We start from the raw sequence: 22,103 nt of genomic DNA, 5'->3' as shown, positions 1-22,103 counted from the left end.
GCTGTTGCTGCAAAAGCAGCTATGCCGCTAAGGCTTAGAAAGAAGATTTTCTTTTTCATTATTTCCCTTTTTTCGGTTATTTATTACATATAACCGCCCTTACTTTATCACATGCAAAAAAAAAAAAAAAAATACAAAAAAATTACGCTGATTTTTGACATTTTTTGTGTTTTAGCAAATTAAAAAGATACTTTTTTTAAGAAAAAATACATTTTAGGTGCAAAAATAGTGTATGTTTGCATTTTTTAATTAAATTAACTTAAATAATTTTAATATTTTGAAATTAACTAATTATTTTTTTTCAAAAATATATTTCAGTGTATTAAAAAAAACATAAAAAACACAAATTCAAGCAAAAATACTGAATTTGTGTTGAAAATATATTTATTACGCCCTTCCGTCTTGACGTTTTATTGCTTTTGCTTTTGATAATACGAAGTAATGATCTAAGTAGATATTATTTTTATCATTGGTAAAAACGCCCTTGTTTCTGTTGATGCCTATAACTGGTCTTGCAGAGTGTATTGATTTGTAGTATGTTTTACCTAAGAATGTATATTTCACATTAATTCATACTGTTGGTTCAAAAAAGAAAGCATCATATTTATAATCCTTATTACTATCTCTTCAAAACGGGCTATATAATAAGTTATATGTATCAATACCATTTGGATGTGGTATCGAATTATCAATGATATAACCGTGGAGATCAAGGTTATCAACTCTGTATAGGTTGATAAATTTCTTCGCGTGCATTTTGGTTTTTATTGTATTATCATTATTCACTGAAATATACGCACCTTGGAAAGGAAAAAGTGTAGTTATAAATTCATCAAATCCTTTGACATGAATATCTGGGTGTGTAAAATTTTGTGTTTCATATGAATAAAAGTAATATTTCACATTTTCTTGTCTTGCCAATTCGAATTCAACTTTAATATTAACAGGAATTTTTGGTTGTTTAATGTAGTTTACATTCAAATTATTTTCTTCGCCGTTTGTAAGAGAAGCAGTAAAACTTTTTGCCCAAGCGGTTCTGTAGTTGATATTATAGCCATATTTATGGTGTTTTTGCACATTTCTACCCGACAATGGATATCCTCTTGTTAATTTAACGTAACCAAAATCCGAATTATTAAAGATATTATCAATAACTTTTTGTGGGTCACCGCTGTTGATTCATATTTGTTTATTTTTTGTTAACGAATGACCATCTTTGGTAATTTTAACTTTGGCGTTGACAAGTAATTTTAATTCATCATCGTAAGGAACAATACTGTATTCGGTTATGCTGAATTTAGGATCTATGTAACTGCCATTTTTGTTACGGAAGATAACATCTGATTTATTTACTGCACTTGGGATATTAGCTCAATATCTATTATCAGTTATTTGGCCATTGTTTTGCAATAATGCGTTTAGTTGATTATTTAAGAAATCAGTTAATTCCTTATCTAAAAGATATAGCGGATGATTTTCGCTGTAAAATCCACTAAAGGTAATGGTAAACGATTTTTTACTTGACCCATATGATGCAACAAAGTGTAAGGTTTTGGTACCTGTTTTATTATCATTAATATCTTTAGTGCTTGCATCATAATTGAAAGTAAGCTTACGATTATTAAATTCATTAGCGTATTTATCATTAACTTTGACTAAATCTGTATACAACTTAGCGCCACCCATTGCCTTGATTTTTGTTTGATCATAAGGTGGCAGTAAATCACCAGGGAAAGTTGTTGGATAGCTTTGTGTTTCAAAAGGTGTAGTAAAGTTACTAATGTATTCTTGGAGTACATTTTCTTCAAATTTAGTTGTATCTAAGTAACCTTGAATTGAAATTTTAGTAGTTCTTGCTAGTTCTGGAATAAGTTGTGATTTTACTTCTAAGATGATTTCTTTTAAATTTTGCTCAGTTGGTGTTTGTGATTTAATAGTAATTAACAATCCTGTTTCTTGTTCTTTTGCTATTAGATCAAGACCTGTATCGTTAGCAAGGTCTAACTTGCTACGGTAGTTAACTTGCGAGACGTGGTCGTTCTTATGTGTAAGTGTGGTGTATTCTTTTTTAAGATTATTAATAAATTCTTCAATTTTTTTAATTTGATCTTGATTATTGGTTGAGAAACCATTAATCGTGATGGTATGTGCCTTACTGATTCCGTCTTTATTTAAAGTAATAAATACTTTTTTAACACCAAGTGTATCATCGTTATCATCAGCGTGAATGTTGTTAAGATTTAGCGTAATTCCTGGTATTAAAGTTGATAAATCAATTCCTAAATCATTTGTTAAGTCATTACTATTAGCATAATTTACTTGACTAGGTAATTGATTTTTGTGATTTAGGGTGATATAACTTTCGGCGAACTTATTAAGTGCAGCTTCTAGTTCAAGACTAGTTCTTGCTTCTGGTGTTGTAAAGCCATCAATAATAAAGAATTCATCGTAGTCTTTACCTTCTAGTGTTAGTGTCAAGTAAACAACTAGTGTACCACCTTCGTTGTTAGGTTTTTTGTTTTTAATGCTAATAGTAACACCATTATTGGCCGCGATGCTTGCTAAGTTTGCGCCTAAATCATTATCAAGGCTGGCGATATCAGTGTATAGGCTCTCTGCTTCTTGTGGTAACTTATCTGAATAATTATTTGTTGTGTAAGTATCCTTAATAGTTTGCTTAATTTCTTTAATTTTATTATTAAGTGCAGTTGCATTGTTAAGGAAACCGCCAATTTTTATAATTTTATTTTTGGTTTCTGATCCCAATGTTACATTAAATGAAACTGTTCTTATACCATCATTATCCATTAAGGTCATAAAGTTTTTAAAGACTACGCCCTTGTATTTACTTTTAAGGGCTGTAAAGTTAATTTGCACATCATTAGCAAAATCATCAAAGTTTGTGTAGGCTGATCGTGGATCGTTAGTTGCTTTATCTTTGTGATTAATTGTTAGTTGTTCTTGATCGCTAATTTCGGTATAAACACGTGGAAAAGTTAGTTTGTCAGCTTGCGCTTTGGTTAAAAAGCCTTCAACAATGACTTGTTTAGTTTTTGTTTTACCATCAATTTCTGCTTCTAAGGTTACTTGTTTGTAACCGTTTTCAGCTAAATGGCCATCACTATTTTGGGCCGTAACTCTTAAATTGAGTTGGTAACGACTAGCAAGGTTTTTAAAGTTCATTGCTGTATCTTTTTCAAGCGAATCAAGATCATAGGTGATTTCATCTGGTGTTTTATCGGTATTTGTTGTGGTGTATAAAGTACCAGGAATTTGCTTAAAGAATTCACTAAAGACATATTCTGCATATTGTGCACCTGTTTTAAAGTTGTTAACATTAATTTGCACATTAAATGTTGCAGCATTTTTGCTTAAAACTAAACTAATAATTTTTTCACCAGTTTCTAGAAGGTTGTTTTCGGACTTGATTTGAATTGTAATGTTTTTATCTTTAAGTTCACTTTCTAAGTGTCAATCTAAATCATTAAAAAGATCACTTACATTTTGATATTTATAGCCGCTAGGTAATTTATTTTTGTGATAACGGGTTGAAACGGGACTTGTAAGTAATTTGGCAAATTCTTGCAATTCATTAAGGTTAAATTTAACTAATGAACTAAAACCATCAACTTTGAAACGAAGTTGTTTAGTTGCATTATTTAGTTTGGCATCAATAATCACATTAAGAGCGTTATCGCCATTAATGCTTAATTCTTTAATTTCAAGTTCTAATTGCGGGTTGTTGATTTTAATGGTTTCGATATTAAAGTTAATATCGGTAAAAATCTTATTTATTTCTAAGTATTCGTTTCCCATTACTTCTTGCGCAGTTTTATGAGCATAGTTCTTTGTGTGATAAATGGTATTAAAATTAGCAAACAATTCATCTAGTAATGTACGATCTTTTTTGGTTTGTGATAAGAAACCATCTATAATAAAGCTAACTTCAGAAGAGTAGTCGCCACTAGTAATAGTTGCGATTACTTGTAATTGATCTACTTCTTTGGTTACAGGGTTATAGTGTGGTTTTTGAATCAAGTTAATATTTGTTTGCGTATTTTTCTCGATTTCTAATAGTGGTAATTCTGTATCACTTTCAATCGCGCCGTGGTTATTGTAAACATATTCGCTAACAAGTGTGTTATTGTTATTGCGAGTAACTAATTTACCATCGTTTTTACTTTTTATAGCATTAATGTTACCACGCAAACTTTCAACTGCACTTAGTACAGATTTAGCGTTTTGATTGTCTAAATCTAAACGTTTAAATCCACTAATTCTAATTTCTTTTTCAAGAGTTGTGCCATCTTTTGCTACTAAGTAGAGTGATGTAATTAGATCGTTACTTTTTGCATCGATTCCTGTAATACCATAACGAGTTTCGAATCCGTTAGGAACATTACCACTGATACTTAAATCTTGATCAACAACATCAAGCAGCTTTATATTGTCTTTATTTTTAACATCTAGTCTTAAGTTATCAATAATACCCTGCATTTGTTTTTTGTTAGCCCGACTTTCCTTATTGTTGATCGCTAAATAAGCAGCAACAATTGCTGTGGTAACAACTACGGGAATACCCAAGGCTAAAACAGAACTAACAATTTTCTTTGTTTTACTTGCTTTGGGTGCTTGGTGGAAAGGAGGGTATTGTGGCATTACCTGGGTAGGTATTTGTTGCGTATACCCGCTTGCTTGCGGTGTTTCTGGAACGATATATGGAACTTTTTCCTGATTATTATTTAAGTGTTCATTATTTTTCATTTTTACCTCGCTTCTGCTTTTACATTTTTTTTATAATAATAAGGAAAAATTCTTATTATTAAAACAAAATACATTATATAATTTTCTCTTTACAAAAAAAAAAAAAAAAAAGCAAAAAACCCCAAAATTGTGAGCAAAAAATATAAAAAACGTAAATTCAAGCAAAAGTGTTGAATTTTTGTTGAAAATTATTAATTATGCTTTTTTGTTTTTACGTATTGCGTTAGCGCCTTTCGATATATCAAAGTAGCATTTCATATGTACATTGTATTTATATATTGTTTGAGCAGCCGCAGATATTCCACTTATCAAAGCTACGGATTTATTGACATGTTTTATAGTATTATAATCTGATAATATATGTTTGTAAATTGTAACTAAAACCTCAAAGTTGCTGTGAAAAAACAACAAATTTTCCTATTTTTTTATTTTTTCGTGTACTTTTACCCCTTCAGAATACATATATAAGTAGGACGAAATAAATTAAGGAGGTAAAGATATCCGAAAAACAAAAAGCCCTTTATAATTTAATTAGTAATTCAACTAAATTAACCAAGAAGGAGGAAGTGGCAATTTTAAAGAAATATTCAAATATCAAGATACATTATGTTGCTTTTGATGATGTTACTGATCGTTTTTGAATACTTAAAGAAATTGCTAAAGAAAATATGATTCAAGTTACTAAAGATAAAGATAATAAGATTCAACAACTAGAAAACTCCATTAAATTCTTGGAAAACAAATTTGAAGTTTTTGAAGATACTTTTAATAAAAGATTCGAAAAATTAGAAAATACATTTGAAGATTTTAAAAATGTTGTTCTTGGCGCTATTAATACTATCACAACAAAAATGAACGAAGGTTTTAATGAGTTAAGTCAAAGATTAGACAAAGTAGAACAAAGACTAGATGTTTTAGAACAGGATGTTTCAATTCTTAAAAAACTTCATAATTTGTAGTTAGTAAACTAATTAAATTAAAAAACCGCCAGACGCGCGGTTTTTTTGTTTAATATGTTTGAATTTGCGCTGTTGTTTGTTACTGTTATGTCAAAGCTATTAGTGCTGTTATTGTTAATGATTTTGTTAAAAAAATACGTAATTAATATAACTTACAATCTTATCAATTACATCAATAACGTTAAAATAGTAGCTTGGCTTTTAAATAAACAAATTTTTTAAATGTTTGAAAAAGTAAAGGAGAGATCGAAAAATATAAAAAAACACAAATTCAAGAAAAAGTGTTGAATTTGTGTTGAAAATATATTTAATTCGCTTTTCCGTCTTGGCGTATTTTCGCTCTTTCTTTGGATAAATCAAAGTAATAATCCATATATACATAGTATTCACCAGCTAGCGAGCCAGATGGAATGGAATTGATTTTATAAGCGGGTTCATTTACAATTCTTATAACATTTGCAAATGAAAATATACTTTTGTAAACTGTTTGATTCATATATGTATATTTAATATTAATTCACGCTCTAATTTTTTCACATTCCGTGCCATCATAATCATAACTGTAGTGTAAAACAGCAGGATCTATACGATTAGTTATATGAGAAAAACAAGTTTTTAATTCATGGGGGTAGAGTTTCATAGTTTGTCGACCACTGAATGTTATTCTATTTTGACTTTCATTAAAATATAGAAATATATTATCAAATTTTACTTGATCCACTCTTACTTTTCGTATCTCGTATTTGGCAATCTCATATTTAACTTTTATATTTTCTGTTCCTTTAGGAAATGAAGGTTTAGTTATGTAGTTAACTTCAAAATTATTACCCTCTCCAATTTTAAAATTTACGCTGCTTTTGAATTTTTTATTATAAGCGTCAAGTTTGTAACTTTCGTTACCCTTAGATATTAGTTTTGCTTTTAATGCTCTTCTGGTTTTAAAGTAACCAAAATCAGATGCATCAAATAATTTATCAACAATTGGTTTAATATCACTAGTTGGAAACTGTTTAAGCTTTTCTTCTGAAGTAAGTGAATTGCCGTTTTCGGTATAGGTTACTTTATAGTAAACATCTAATAAATGGTTTGTGTCATTTGCGACTTTTCGAGCTATTGATACTTGGAATTTATTATCAATTGCACTGCCATTTTTAGTAGTAAACAATATATCACCATTAGGTACCTGTGAAGGTAATTTTGCCCGATAGGCTCCTTCAATCATTTCGCCATTATTTATTAACTTAACATCGAGTTTGTTATTAATAAATTCATTAATTTTACCTTCAAGATATTGTTTACTTTTCTTACTGTAAAATCCAGTCATAATGACATTAAATACTTTTGTAGTATTACCATAAATTGCTTTTAGACTAATTGTTTTGGTACCGTTATCATCATCGTTAATAACATTAACAGCATTATTAAGTTCAAGTCTTAAGGCGCGATTATTATTGTTGATTTTGTATTTAGTTGTAATTTCTTGTGCTTTAACTTCTAGTTTTTTGGCACCATCATTAATAATTTTATTAACATCGTTGTAGGATACATCTATTGGGAATGCTTTGCTATTGTTAATTGTTGAAAATTGGTTATTTGTAATAAAGTTATTAACATACTCAAACAATACTCTTTCTTCAAACTGTGTACTAGTAATAAAGCCGCGAACATTAATTTTTAGCGTTGCTTTGATTGTGCTATCTTGTTTTGATTTAACTTCTAAATTAACTTCTTTAACATCACCGTTAGTTGTTTGAGAAATTAGATTAATTAAAACATTATTAGTTGTTTCTTGTGCACTTAAGTCACAGTTAGTATCGTCTTTAAGCTCTTCTTTGCTAAGGTAAGCGACTTCGCTTGCGTGTTTTGTGTTATTAAGTAAGGTTGTATAGTCCTTATTAAAGTTATTAACAAAATCATTGATTCTTTTAACTTCGGTTTCACGACTAGTAGTAAAGCCAGTAATAGTAATGGCATGACTACGTTCATAACCATTAATACTTAAAGTTAAAAATACTTTTTTGGTTGCTTTGGCATCATCATCTTGAGCTTTTCTAGTTTTATCAAAATCAATATTAACTTTTGGTGTTAGGGTACTTAAATTAATTCCTAAATCAGTTGCTAATTCATTAACAGTTGCATAATCTACAGCGCTTGGAATTTCGTTTTGGTGTGTTTGGGTTGGATAAGTTGTTTGTAACTGATTAATAACAGCATCAAGTTGAGCGTTAGCGCGAGCACTAGGAGTTGTAAATCCTTTTGCAACAAAGAATTCATCATAGTGTTGTGTATCAAGAACAATATCAAGGCTGATAATCATTGTTCCAGCTTCGTCATTTGCTTTTTTGTTTTTAATTGTAATTAGTGCACCGTTAGCTGTTGCTAATTGTTCAAGGTTTGTTGATAAATCGGCATCAATTTCGGCAGTGTCGGTGTATAAATCACTTGCTTCGCTTGGTAATTTATTGGCATATTTAGTTGTTGTGTACTCTTCATTAATAGCAAGTTTGATCTTTTTAACTGTTTCATTAATAACAACTTGGTTGGTTTTAAAGCCTTCAATTGTAATAATAATGTTGGCACTTTCATTACCTAATTTAACATTAAATGAAACAGTTCTAGAACCATCATCATTCGAAACTGTATAAAAGCTTTCAAAGCTTACACCTGGATATTTATTTTTAATATTGGCAAAATTAATTTGCACATCGTTAGCAAAGGCTTCAAAATTGTCGTAAGCAGATAAAGGATCGTTAGTTCCCTTATCGGTGTGATTTTTAGTTGTTTGGTTTTTGTTACCAATTTCAGCAACAATTTTTGGTAAGGTTTGCTTGTGTGATTCGTTGGCAGTTAAAAAACCTTCAACGATTACATCTTTGGTTTTTACTTGTCCAGCAATTTTAGCTTCAAGGGTTACTTGTTTGCTACCGTTTTGGGCAAAGACACCTTCATTATTTTGTGCTTTAACACCAAGCGTGATGTTAAAACGAGCCGCAAGCGAGCGTAAATTAGATTTGGTATCTTCATCAAGGCTTACAATGTCATAGTTTACAGCGCTTGGTACTTTATCGCTATGATTATTGGTGTAAAGAATATTAGGAACTTGGTCAAAGAATTGTTTAAAGATGTAATCAGCGTATTCAGCATTAGTCTTAAAGTTGGTGATTTTAATTTGTTTAGTTAGCTGTGCTGAGTTTTTAGTTAAGATGATAGTAACCAGTTTAACACCATCTTGATTGGTCGAGTTACCAAGGGTGATCGTAATGCCTTTAGCTTTTGCTTCTTGGTCAAAATGTCAGTCAAGATCACTAAATAAATCTAAGTAATCACGATAGTTGTATTCGCTAGAAAGTTTATTTGTGTGTTCGCGAGTTGCAACAGGTGAATTAAAGTTTTTCATAAATTCAGCAAGTTCGCTTTGGTTATAGTTACTTAATGAACTAAAACCATTAACCTTAAATTTAAGGGTTTTAACTGCTTTATTAAGTTTGGCATCGATTTCGATGCTTAAACCGGTATCGCCGCTTATTTCATGACGTGGTTCACTTAAGACTATGCTTGGGTATTTTTCTTTAATACTTTTAATGTCATAAGCAATATCACGAAAGATTTCATTAACTTCTAAGTATTCGTTTTGCATTACGGCTTCAGCAGTTTTGGTGCTGTAGTTAAGGGTAGAGTATGAATTACCAAAGTTTTCAAAGATCTTATTTAGTTCTGCTAAATCTTTTTTGGTTTGCGACATAAAACCGCTAATTAAAAACTCAACATGTGATGCGTGTTTACCCCGTGAAATAGTTGCAGTAATTTTAAGTTGATCGGTATCATTAGTTGCAAAATTAAAGTATGGAGTTTGGGTAATGCTAAAGTTAATTCCGTTAGCAATTTCTTTAATTGGCAAACCAGTATCTGCTTCTAGATCATAATCACCAGTGTACATATATTCGCTAGGTACTAAATGCCCTTTGTTTTTGGTGAATATTAATTTATCATCATTAAGCGCTTTAATCGCTTGTAAATTACCACGAAGTGTTGCTACAGCGCTAGCAACACTTAAAGCATCAAGATCGTTAGCATCAAGCTTTTTAAATCCTTCAATTGTAATTGGACTAGAGTCGACTGAAGTTCCATTTTTAGCGATTAAAGTAATGGTAGCCTGTATGCTTCCATTTTTAGCATCAAGATTATGAATATGCGAGCTAACACTATATTCATTAGGGACAACACCAATTAACTGTAAGTCCTTATCCCGAACTTTAAGAGCTTCCTTTTCCGCCTTTTTATCAACATTTAGTGATAAATTCTTAACAATAAGCTTCATTTTTTGTAATTGATCATCATTGCTTTGTTTGTTAAGGTTTAAAAAAGCAATAACAACCCCGGCAGTAATTGCAACCGGCACACCAACAGCAATTACTGAGCTGATGATTCTTTTTGTCATGCTAGGTTGTTTTTGAATTGATTGTTGGTAAGGAGCGGCTTGGGTTTTGTATGGTTGTAAATATGTAGTAGGTTGTATTTGTGGCACATTACTTGTTACATCAATATTTTGGTTATCTTGGTTATGTTTATTATTCATTTTTATAGGTTATGAGACCTAACCTCCTTGTTTTTATTAAATAATAATTTATTATTATGACAATTTGATTATATTATTTTCTCTTACAAAAAAAAAAAAAAAGCAAAAAATCCCAAAATTTCGGGCAAAAAATATAAAAAATGTAAATTCAAGCGAAAGTGTTGAATTTTGTTGAAAATTATTGATTTTACTTTTTGTTTTTACGTGTTGCGTAAGTGCTTTTCGATATATCAAAGCAGTATTCAATACACACATATTATTTATTTAATATTGGGACAGATGCAGGTATTCCACTTATCAAAACTACGGGTTTATTGGTGAGTTTTATAGCATTATAATCTGACAATATATTTTTATAAATTGCAAATAAAACCTTAAAGTCACTATGAAAAAATGGCAGTTTTTCCTAAATTTTTATTTTTTGACGTATTTTTATCACTTGAAAATACATATATAAGTAGGAGGAAAATAAATGAAGAAAATTCATGAAAACAACATGAATAATAGCAATAAAAATAAAGAACCATTCTATAATGTAATAGAAGGTTCACCACAATTAACCAAGAAGGAGGAAGCGGCAATTTTAAAGAAATATTCAAATATCAAGATACATTATGTTACTTTTGATGATGTTACTGATTGCTTTTGAATAGTCAAAAAAATTGCTAAAGAAAATATGATTCAAGTTACTAAAGATAAAGATAATAAGATTCAACAACTAGAAAACTCCATCAAATTCTTGGAAAACAAATTTGAAGTTTTTGAAAACAGATTTGAAGTCTTGGAAAACAGATTTGAAGTCTTGGAAAACAGATTTGAAGTCTTGGAAAACAGATTTGAAGCTATGGAAAAAAGATTTGAGAGATTAGAAAATACATTTGAAGATTTCAAAAATGTTGTTCTTGGCGCTATTAATACTATAACAGTGAAAATGAATGAAGGTTTTAATGAGTTAACTAAAAGACTTGATAAAGTAGAACAAAGACTCGACGTTTTAGAACAAGATGTCGCTGTGCTTAAAAAACTTCACAATTTGTAGTTAGTAAACTAATTAGATTAAAAAAACCGCCAAATGTGCGGTTTTTTGCTTAATAAGTTTGAATTTTCTTGTTGTTTATTCCTGTCGCATTAAAGCTATTAGCACTGTTATTGTTAATGATTTTCTTAAAACTTTATATGGCTAATAGCACTTATAATCTTATCAATTGTACCAATAGCGTTAAAAAAGTAGTTTTAGTTTTTAATAAATAAATTTTTAACTGTTTGAAAAAAATAATTTGAAAAACATAAAAAACACAAATTAAGGCTAAATACCTGTAATTTGTGTTTAAAAATATGATTTTAGTTATTATAGCATTTTTTTATCAAAACGATTTGTTCCAATTGGGGTTTTTGTGTTTTTGGCTAAGTTGAAGTAGTAATCAACATAGATGTAATGTTTATCATTATGTACATAATGTTCTTTATTAGTTATTTGGAAGTATGGCACATCTGAAAGAATTGATTTATACACTGTTTTTCCCAAGTAAGTGTATTTAATGTTAACTAAAAGTCTAGTGCGATTTTGTTTAATTATTCCGGTAGAAAATGGCTCAGCATAGTCACCAAAAGGAGCATAATAATATCTATCTGTGTTTGCTTCTTGATCTACCAAGTCCTTAATATGATAGTAAGTTACAATAGTAGAATTGGGAATATTTAAAAAATTATATTTCAATTTTATTTCCGATTTTTCAAGTGTATTATTACTATTGATTTTATCAACATAGTAAACATTCATTTTAGGATTATTATTTACTATTTGTACAAAAGTCGTTTTAAAAGGTTTTTTGTATAAATAATATCTCATATCTTTGCCAGGTTCTACTAATTCTGGCGGAATATTTGTTGTAAGTGTTGAAGATTCTAAACGAACCAATTCAAATTCAACATCCATACCGTTAGGCAAGTTTGGTTTTGTAATATAGTTAGGAGTAAGATTATCGGGATCTTCATTTAATTTTGGTTGATGTTTTATATTATCTTGAAGGAGATTACCAAACCTAAAATGAGACAACGTAGTTCCAAAAATTTTGGTGTTTTCATGTGCTCGTTGTAATTTAATGTAACCAAAATCACTTGCATTAAAGACATTGTTCACTACTGCTTGCACGTTATCCGTTTTAACTGGTTTAACTTGCTTATCAGAAGTTACGGTTCGACCATTTTCAGTATATGAAACGGTGTAGTGTACATCAACTTTTTGTAATTGATTATTTGGTTCTTTTTGTATAATGTTAACTTTGTATTTTGGGTCAATTATGCTACCATCTTTAGTTTTATAAGAAATATCGCTAAGCATAATGTTATCAGGTATATTTTTTGTATAGTAACCTTCAGTTGTTGGTTCACCATTGTTGATTAAAATTATTTCCAAATTATTAATTAGCTCGTTTATTTTATTATTGAAATGATTATTTAACTGAATACTTGCATATCCACTAAAGTTGAATGTGATTGCTTTGGTTGTTGTACCATAGGTAATGTTTAGCTTAATGATTTTTGTTCCAAGATTATCATCCGCAGGGCCATGTTCAAGTGGATTTGCATAATTAATATAATTCAAACTTAGTTGACGTGGATTGTAATGGTTTTTATATTTGTTGCCAATATCACCAAGTTTGATATTGGCAATTTGGGCACCATCATTAATAATATCTATCAGTGCAAGGTAATTAAAACTTGAAGGAAGTTCGTTGCGGTGATTAGTGGTGGTAAAGTTAGGTGAAAATGATGCTAAGTATTCATTAAGAACATTTGCTTCGAAGGCTTCGCTACTTAAAAAACCTGTGACCAAAAGTTGTTTTTCACTTACAATACTTGGTATTAGTTTCGATCTTACTGTTACAAGAATTTGATAACTGCCATTATTTTGTGTATTTTGCTTACTAATAGTAATGTTTAAGTTATGTTCGTTAGCTAAAGCAGCAAGATCAAGTCTGGTATCGGTTTTAAGTTCTTCAAGTGTGCTGTAAGTAACTTGACTAACGTGTTTGTTTGTAAATAGTGTGGTTTGTAAATTTTGTTTTTCTAATACTGCTATTACTTTGGCAATTTTAGCACGTTCATTATTTTCGGTTGTTAAGTAACCATTTAAGGTTAGCGTATGCGGACGAATCACACCATTTTTACTTAGTAATAAATAAACAGTCTTTTCACCAGAGTCATCATTGTTTTTAATTTGGTGGTTAGGATCAAATTCAAGACTAACACCAGGCGCTAATGTTGCAAAGTCAAGTGCAATATCAGTTAGCATTGTATTGGTAGTGTCATAATTTACCGCGCTTGCTAATGTGTTAGTATTGATTGTAACGGTTTTGCGTGTTCCCAAGTGACCAATTGCTTGTTCAAGCTCGTTATTAGTGCGTTCAATTGGGGTGATAAAACCTTTGATAATAAACGCGTGTTCATAATGTTTATCTTTGATAACAATATCAAGGGTGATTGTAATTGTTCCGGTTGCATCATTAGATTCTTTATTTTTGATACTAATAACTGCATTATGTGATTTTGCAAGCTCAACAAATCCTTTATTTAGATCATTATCAATGTCTTGTAATTCATTGTAAAACACTTTTGCTTCAGTTGCTAGTTTTGTAGTGTGCAGTTTCGTGGTGTATTCATGATAAATTTTGCTTTTGATTGCGTTTAAATCTTGATCTATGGCTGCGAGGTTACCTAAGAACCCAGTTACTTTCATAGTTACATTTTCAATATGGACACCTAGTTTGGCGTTAAATCTGACGGTTCTTTCGCTATCATTATTATTAAGAGTAGTAAAACCTTCGATCACAATATTTTTGTAATTATCCTTAGCTTTAATTTGCGACACCGCTTCACAATCATTTAGAAAATCTTCAAATGAATGGTAAGCAGATGTTGGATCATCTGAGGTTTTGTTTTTATAGTTTTTAGTTTTTATTGTTATGCTGTTAATTTCTTGTAAGAAAGCATCGAGTATTGTGCGATCTTCTGTTTCTTTTGTAACAAAACCATGCACGATAATTGGCAATTCTTTAGTATAGGTTTTGTATTTTAATTCTAAAACGACTTGTTTTTCACCACGATTTTCAAGAATTTCAGGATTCTTTTGTGGTTTAATAACAACACTGAATCCGTAAAGTTCAGCAATTTTTCTAAAATTACATGCTGTATCTAATTCCAAATAGTAGATGTCATTATTGTTATAGTTAACATCTGATGGGGTTTTGTTAGTTGTATGAGTTTGCAATTCATGATTTTCGTATTGACTTTTAATTTTCTTGAATGCGTACTCAACATAACTATATTCATCTAGGAAACCAGTAACTTTGACTGTTTTTTGATATGTAATGTTATGTTTAATAAAGGTTAGTGTTAATTGTTTTGCTCCGTTTTTATCATTTTGCGATCCACTAGCAAGTGTAATTTTAATATTGTGATTTTTTGCTTCCTCATCATAATGTCAGTTGAGGTCATTAAACATATCTAAATAATCAGCATATTCGTGTTTTGAAGGTAATTTGTCGGTGTGTTGGCGCGTTTCGGCTGTGTTAGGGATTTTATTAGCAAATTCTTTTAATTCTTGAGCGTATGATTCTTTTAATGAAGAAAAACCAGATACAGTAAAGGTAATGACCTTGGTTGCATCATTATGTTTGGCATTAATTGTTACTTCAAGCGCATCATCGCCTTTGATAACAAAGGTTGGTGCTTCAAGTTTTAATAATGGTAATTTGTTTTTGACATTTTCAAAATTAAATTTAATATCTTGGAAAATATTGTCAACAGTTAAGTATTGATTTTTACTTACTTGTTCACTTGTGAAGTAACGGTATGAAGTTTTATAATGTTTTTCTAATTCGGCAAATGCATCATCTAATTGTTTTTGATCAAGACTAGCTTGTGATAAAAAGCCAACAATAACAAAAGAAACTTCTTGACTTGCATCACCGCTTGAGATTGTTGCTGTAATTTGAATTTCAGTATCATTAGCAGGGTTTAATCTTTGTTTAATATCAACCTTAACGCCGTGTTCCTTGTCTTTAGCAATTTGGGTAAATGGTAAAGCAGTATCTAATTCTAACTCGTGAAGTCCATTGTAAAAAACATCACGTGCTAAACGTTCTTTGTTGGTTAGTGAAGAAATTCGGTTGGTTTTGTTTTCTTTGTTAGGAATGATATTAAAGTTTGCTCTTAAACTAGCAATAGCAGCAGCTACATCAAGTTGTTCTTTGTTGTAATTAGTTTGTTTAAAGCCTTTAATTTGCACATTTTTGTCTACAACAGTTCCGTCCTTTGCAACTAAACAAAGCACAGTTTCTAAAACGTTGTTATGCAAATCAGCGAAGATGATGTCGTATTTAACTTCATAATCATTTTTAACAGCACCAATTAGTTGTAGTTCTTCTTTTGTTATGGCTGCTACTGGTTTGCTTGCTTTATTTTCAACATCAAGTGAAAGAGTATTTAATGTTCTTTTCATTTCTTCGAACTTGTCGTTGTTTTTGTTATTTGTGATTTCATTTCAGTTCATTAAAAGCGCTACTGATCCAGCGGTGATTGCAACGGGTACACCAATACCAATTAATGCCCCAATTATTTTTCTTGAATTATTTGTTTTTGGCGGTATTGGCATAGCTTGGTAAGGTACGATTTGTGTTGGTTGTTGCGGTAAATTATATGTATGTTGAACATACTGTGTTGGTTGAGATTCTGGTAGGTTGTTCATAACCTCTTTATTTTGATTTGTATTTTTCTTTTTGCTCATATTTACTCCTATTTTCAGTAAGTTTTTCTTTCATTAAAAGTTTATATGTTTTTTAAAAATATATAACTAGGATATATTATACATAATATATAAAATGTTTAAATTGTAATAAATTATTAAACCAAAAATGAGAAAAATTCCCCAAAAGGCTGAAAAAAACACAAATTCAATAAAAACTGTTGAATTTGTGTTGAAATTTGTTGAATAATGTTTTCTAAAATTATGCCTTACGAGTTTTAATTGTTACATAAAATTCATTACTTGTAAATTGTTGATCGGCAGTAATGATACTTAATGTTAGTCATACTTTAAGACTTTGTGTAACATCATCGGCTTCAAAACGAACGAAATTGATTTTGTATTTTTTGTAATCAATAGTACTATTATTTTTTCATTTAAACTCAATCATTGTTTCCTTTACTTCGCTTGGATTAATTAATGTGTAAGCGCCATTATTTGTGAATTCTTCTTTTAGTACTACGTTAATGTTTTGAATTAATAAATCGGCTCCTTGTTTGAGTAGTGAGGTATCAGCGATTTTTAGAAAACCATTAATTGTTATTGGAACAACTTTAATTAATGAACCGTAGGTAACTTTGATGTAAATTGTCTTAGTTCCATTAACATCATCATTATCATTTGGATGTAAATCAAGTTCTAAATTCATTTGGCGAGCGTTACTATTATTTGCATATTTGTTACTAATAGTTTCTGCTCAAGTTTGTAACTTTTTAGCACTATCATTAAATAGTTCACCAATATTGTTGTAGGTTACATTTTTAGCAAGATGAAAGCGATGTTGCATTGAAGTCATTGGTTCGCTTAATTGTGCAGCCCATTCATCTACAACCTTATTTTCAAACTCGTTATTTGATAAGAAACCTTTAACATGAAGTACAAAATTGGTTGATATTTGGCGATGATTTGCATCTGTCATTTTGAAGGTAAGTATTTTAAGGCCGCCTCGTGATTCTTGTCGGTCTAAATTTAAAATTACATTATTTGTTCTTTCGAATTCATCAATATCAAAACCAGTATCATTTTTTATATCTTCTTCTGTTCAATACATTATTTCTGTGGCTGATTTATTGTTATGTGTGAGTGTCTTAATATCTTTAGGTATTTTCTTAAGTGTGGCTTTAAGACTATCTTTGCTTTCCATATACGATGTATAAAATTTATTAATAAGAACGCGAATGTTTTTAATTACACCATCGTATTCGATATTCATTCATAATGTTTTTCTACCATTGACATCGTCATTAATAATTGGTTTTGTATTATCAAAAGTGTAAGTAATACCTTCAAAAATTCAAGGAAGATCGACACCTGTTCCAGTATTTAATCATTTTCTAAAATCTTTTGCGATGACTAATTTCATATCATTAACATCACTAAAGTTTGTTTTACTTGGTATCGCTTCAAGCCCATCATATTGAATAATATACAAGTAATGCTCTTTTAATAATTTTTCAGCTGTAGCAAAATTCTTTACCGTTGTATTTTTATCGCTTTTATATCCGTAAAGTTTAACTGGATAATCGTATTGGACGCCTTGTGATTCAAGTTTAAGGATAACGGTTGCTTCGCCAGTTGTATTATTATATTTATGACCTGTTTCTGTTTGATCGATTTTTAGTGTAGTATCAAAATATTTTAGAACATAATCAAGGTCAATATTGTTCATACATTTTTCAATCGTATCTATTATGTACTCTTGTTTTCGGAAGTAGCCGTTTTCTCGGTTTTGGTCAACGGTTTTATTTAAATCTATAAATTTAGCTGAAAGACGCAGATCATATTCTGGTTTAATTTTAATTAAAATGTTATGAATTGACCTTTTACCTGCAGATTGATCTTTTTGAAAACCTTTAATTGTTAATAATTGTTTGTGTTTATGATTTCCAATTCTAACTTCGGATAGCATTACTCGTTCTCCGGTGTAATCGTCATTATATGCAAGGTGGAAATCAGTAAACTGAATTTTTGGATATTTTGCAATGATGGTTTTAACATCTTCATTAACATTACTTGCAAAGTCATCTATACCTAGATAATTGCCAGCAAGCGTTGGTATAACTCCGCTTGTTTTCGCGGTAAATGTATTGCCAAGTTCATTAAGGAAAGCATCTAAGGTTTTTTTATCGCTTGTTTCTTCGCTAATAAAACCTTGGACACTTAAATGTTGCACTAAAGATTGTGAGCGTTTCGTGGCCTTAAGGTGAACTTCATAAGCGCCAAAACGAAGGTTATCACCAGTATTATTTTGCGATTCAATTACTAGTGAATCAAGACCATAGCGAGTTTTAAGCGCGCTTAATTCAACTCCCGTGTCTGCTTCTAAAGTGGCAAGATCATATGTAACTTCATTGGCCTTTTTGTCATTTTGTTTTGTTGTCAAAATTTGAGGAAAAGCATTAAAAAAGGCTTGAATATCTAATAAAGCTTTAGTTTCTATTGTTGCAAATTTAGTAATTTTTACTGTCAATTCTTTGAGTTGTTCTGCTTGATTAGCGAATTCTAAAACGACTGTTTTTTCACCTAATTCATCATTGTTAGTTTGAGATTTAAGTTTAACTGTAACAATTTCATTTTTGAAAAAATCGGCTCAATATCAGTTGATATCAGAAAAAACTTCGTATGCGCTTTGATACTTGTGTTCACTTGGTAAAGCGCGGTCATAGGCGCTAGAGTCAGCAACGGCAGGAAGTGAAAGTACAAAATTGTTCAATTTTTCTTGATTAACAACTTCTTGTTTCTTAAAATTGGTTACATCAAAAGCAATTGTAGCGCTGCTTGTGCCTACATTTGCAACAAAAGAAACACCAACGGTTTGAGCACCCTTAATGCTTAATACTAAATTACTGAATTTTAAGTTAGGAAAATTAGTTGTGAAATAATCAGGTGCAAATTTTAAATCAGCGAAAATATTCTTTAACTCCAAATATTTATCATTAATAATTTCACTTGGTGTTAAATGTGAGAATTTGCTTGTTGTAACGCTATTTTGATTAAAAAGCGCTACAACTGATTGCAATTCTGCTTTTTCAAGACTTGCAACTGAACGAAAACCACCAATCGTTAAAACAAAATCGGCTTTGATGTTGTTTTTCGTGGCTTTTAATTTTACTTTTAAAGTATCGATTTCGCCCGAGTTACCTGCTTGCGGTGTTTGTGATACAATTTCTAATTTACATCCGGTAATCGTTTGCAAAACATTTAAATCGGTATCAATTTCACTGCCTAATTCAGTTAAATTGCTATAACCAAAAACAGGCATCAATACCATCGATTGGTAATTTTTAGATAGGACAATACCATTAACCTGTTTTTCGTTTACTTTTTCACGTAGTCGATTGATTAGATTAGACATCGCCAACGCGTCAGGGTGTTGACTTAGTGGTTTAAGTCCATCAATTGTAATTTGTCGTGTTTTTGTTTGTCCTTCAGCATTAAACAAGTATAAGGTAACACTAAGGCTATCTTTAGGTTCTTTTTCTGAGTTGATTATAAAACCATATTTTCAACCTTCAGGTACTGTACCAACCAATTTTAAATCATCAACACTGATTTCGGTGCTTGTTTTTGCTGCTTTATCATCAATAAAAATTGACATTTCATTAATGGTCTTTTCGAGTTGTAAAGTAGGGTTGTTTCGCGCGATAACTTCTTTATTTCGTTTTGATAAAACGGTAATAGTTATTGCGCTACTAACAACAACAGGAATTGCTAATGCGCCTAAGGTGATTGCTAATAATTTTTTGTTAATTTTTACTTTTTTCATCTTGCTCCTTAGTTAAGTTTTAACTTTTGTAGGTTTTGATTGTTTGTGTAACAGGACGTGAGGTTTGGTATTCAAACATAATGTAATAGACAACAGTTAATGTTTTATTTGCATCATCAGGGATAATTTCTAAAACCGTAGCGATTGGTTTTTTATGTTCTTCCACATTTGTAAAGTAAGGATCGGCGTCATCGTGAACCTTAAAGACAATATCTCTTTCTTTTACGCCGCTTGGATTAATACCAGTATAACTTCCGTCAACAATTTCGCCACCATTACTTAAACTAAGTTCAAATTGTTCAGCGAATAAATCTAGTCTGCGAACAAAACCTAGAACCTGGAACTTAATGTGTTTGGTTGCGATCCCTTTTGAAATTTTAAGTCCAAAGCGCGTTCAGCCTTTATATTCATCAAATTCTTGATGACTATAAATTTCAGGGGTTTCTTTTCAAGCAACAAAACTGATTTGTGCGCCATATTGCACTTCAAGCACATTTAAATCAACAGCAAAGTCCTCTTTAAATTTATCTTTTGTATAAATCATATCTTGTGGTAAGGTATCTTTAAAGAGTTTTGTTGTGGCTAGTACTGAAGGTGCATTGGTTGGGGAATTATCGAAATTATTCTTATTAAATTTTTCTTCAATAGTTGTAATAATTTTATTCACCTGTTTGATATTTTCTTTTTCTTCAGGAGTATATGTTTTTGTTTTAAAATCAAAAACACGACAAATAATATTTTTATCGTATGAACCAGCAGAAATGTCAATAGAAACCAATTTGTAAGCGGTTTTTTGGTCATACTGTGAAGGATTTGGCATCGCATAGTCTTCACTTAAAGAATCTAAATCATAAGAGCGCTCAGGAACATAAGGACTAAGTGTAATCTTAACCTTATGTTTTTTTGCTATTGCACCAAAATCAACACCAGTATCTTGCGCTAATTCATCAATATTTTGGTAATTAACTTCCGAAGGGTAATGGTTTTTATGATTTTTTGTTTTTAGTGATAAATCATACGAGAAAGAATCGGGTGTATTGTAAAGATTATTTAAATCTTCTGCTGCGCCATTAATTGCTGCAGTAACGGCCGCATTATGTGCTTGTTTTGGCGTTAAGACGTTGCGAATAGCACAGGTTTGAGAATGTTGAGTACCATCTAACGTGAATAAAAGTGAGAAATTAATTAAACCCAAATCATCCATAGCCATTGGTTCGGGTTGAGTTTCATTAATGGCGATTTGAATGTTTTCAAATTCTTTAAATGTTTGTTTTAATCATTCAACCATTACTGACATTTTTGGTGCATTGGATATAACGCCTTCTTGCGGAATAACAACTAAATCCATTAGTTTATCAAGAACAAGCACATCGCCAACTATTTGTGACGCAAAGCGTGTATTTTTTTCTTTTTCGAGCGCAGGATATCTAAAATAATTTGCAAAACGAGTTAATATTTCAAGTTTTTGTTTTGTTTTTATTTCATTATTTGTAACAAAGTTACTAATTTCAATTGTTTTCTTGCGGCTTACTTTATTTTTAGAAATAATAAGATTTAAGGTTTTAATACCATTGTCATTGTTATCGGGATTAACTGGTTGTTCCCTGTCGGTTACGATTTTCACACCATATGTTTGGCAAATGGTATTAAGATCAAGCTCGATTTCATTTACTCAAGCTACATAACCAGCAAACTTACTTTCGCTGGCTAGATATTTTCTTCTATCATCTTTAATTCTTGTGTTAGTAACCAAATCAAAAGCACGATCAACACTTTCTTGATCGCTTAAAGTTAATGGTGTAGATTTATCTTTTTTCTTAAAGCCGCTAATAGTAATATCCTTGGTTCTGCTTTCGATTTCATAGGGGCTATTGTCTGGTCTAGAGATATTTAATTTAATATGAATCAATCCATCGATATCAACTGGCGTGATTTTTTCAATTGTGATTTTAACGTGGTTGTTTCTGGCGATTCGATTTAAACTAAGCTTGATGTCCTCATCAAGCTCATTAATATCTTTATAATCAACCATACTTGGATATAAGGTTTTGTGATTTTTAGTCTCAGAGTTAATTAATTGCATTAAAGCCCGATCGATATTTGGTTCAGTACTTATAGTGCCCTCTTCACTGTGATTATTATTACAACTAGTAACACTAATGGCAGGAATTAATGCGGTGCTTGTAGTAAGTAAAAATCATCATTTTTTCGTCATAAAGTTCCTTTAATTTC

At 30.6% G+C, this 22,103-nt stretch carries 7 protein-coding genes; 2 read left to right on the top strand and 5 right to left on the bottom strand.

The window, feature by feature from the left end; translation table 4 throughout:
• Nucleotides 1-387 precede the first annotated feature (387 nt).
• A complete protein-coding gene (locus NPA09_RS02120) occupies nt 388-4,764 on the bottom strand; it encodes a lipoprotein 17-related variable surface protein (RefSeq protein WP_129721640.1) in 4,377 nt (1,458 codons plus the stop codon).
• Between the two features lie 566 nt (nt 4,765-5,330).
• On the opposite strand from NPA09_RS02120, the gene NPA09_RS02115 reads away from it, so the two are divergent.
• Nucleotides 5,331-5,723 (top strand): hypothetical protein, encoded by a 393-nt coding sequence (locus NPA09_RS02115; protein ID WP_129721642.1) that lies wholly within the window; start codon nt 5,331-5,333, stop codon nt 5,721-5,723.
• 307 nt (nt 5,724-6,030) lie between these two features.
• Here the strand turns inward: NPA09_RS02115 and NPA09_RS02110 are convergent, their stop codons facing one another.
• A complete protein-coding gene (locus NPA09_RS02110) occupies nt 6,031-10,299 on the bottom strand; it encodes a lipoprotein 17-related variable surface protein (protein WP_256541806.1) in 4,269 nt (1,422 codons plus the stop codon).
• A 472-nt stretch (nt 10,300-10,771) separates the two neighbouring features.
• Here NPA09_RS02110 and NPA09_RS02105 point away from each other — a divergent pair, with 472 nt between their 5' ends.
• Nucleotides 10,772-11,338 carry a hypothetical protein gene (locus NPA09_RS02105; RefSeq protein ID WP_129721646.1) on the top strand — a complete coding sequence of 189 codons (567 nt, stop codon included), beginning with the start codon at nt 10,772-10,774 and terminating at the stop codon, nt 11,336-11,338.
• A gap of 309 nt (nt 11,339-11,647) precedes the next feature.
• Here NPA09_RS02105 and NPA09_RS02100 read toward each other — a convergent pair whose 3' ends face one another.
• The 3 genes from NPA09_RS02100 to NPA09_RS02090 form a co-directional block, all read right to left on the bottom strand.
• Complete coding sequence (locus NPA09_RS02100) at nt 11,648-16,087, bottom strand: lipoprotein 17-related variable surface protein (RefSeq protein ID WP_129721648.1); 4,440 nt, start codon at nt 16,085-16,087, stop codon at nt 11,648-11,650.
• A 220-nt stretch (nt 16,088-16,307) separates the two neighbouring features.
• Complete coding sequence (locus NPA09_RS02095) at nt 16,308-19,871, bottom strand: lipoprotein 17-related variable surface protein (protein WP_129721650.1); 3,564 nt, start codon at nt 19,869-19,871, stop codon at nt 16,308-16,310.
• A gap of 19 nt (nt 19,872-19,890) precedes the next feature.
• Nucleotides 19,891-22,086, bottom strand: coding sequence for a lipoprotein 17-related variable surface protein (locus NPA09_RS02090; RefSeq protein ID WP_129721652.1), 2,196 nt, complete (start codon nt 22,084-22,086; stop codon nt 19,891-19,893).
• Between the last annotated feature and the right edge of the window lie 17 nt (nt 22,087-22,103).

Origin of the sequence: Mycoplasmopsis equigenitalium (assembly GCF_024498255.1) — a bacterium.
Lineage (GTDB): Bacteria > Bacillota_I > Bacilli_A > Mycoplasmatales > Metamycoplasmataceae > Mycoplasma_H > Mycoplasma_H equigenitalium.
The sequence above is the reverse complement of the archived record's forward strand: the minus strand, read 5'-3'. Positions and strand labels throughout refer to the sequence as shown.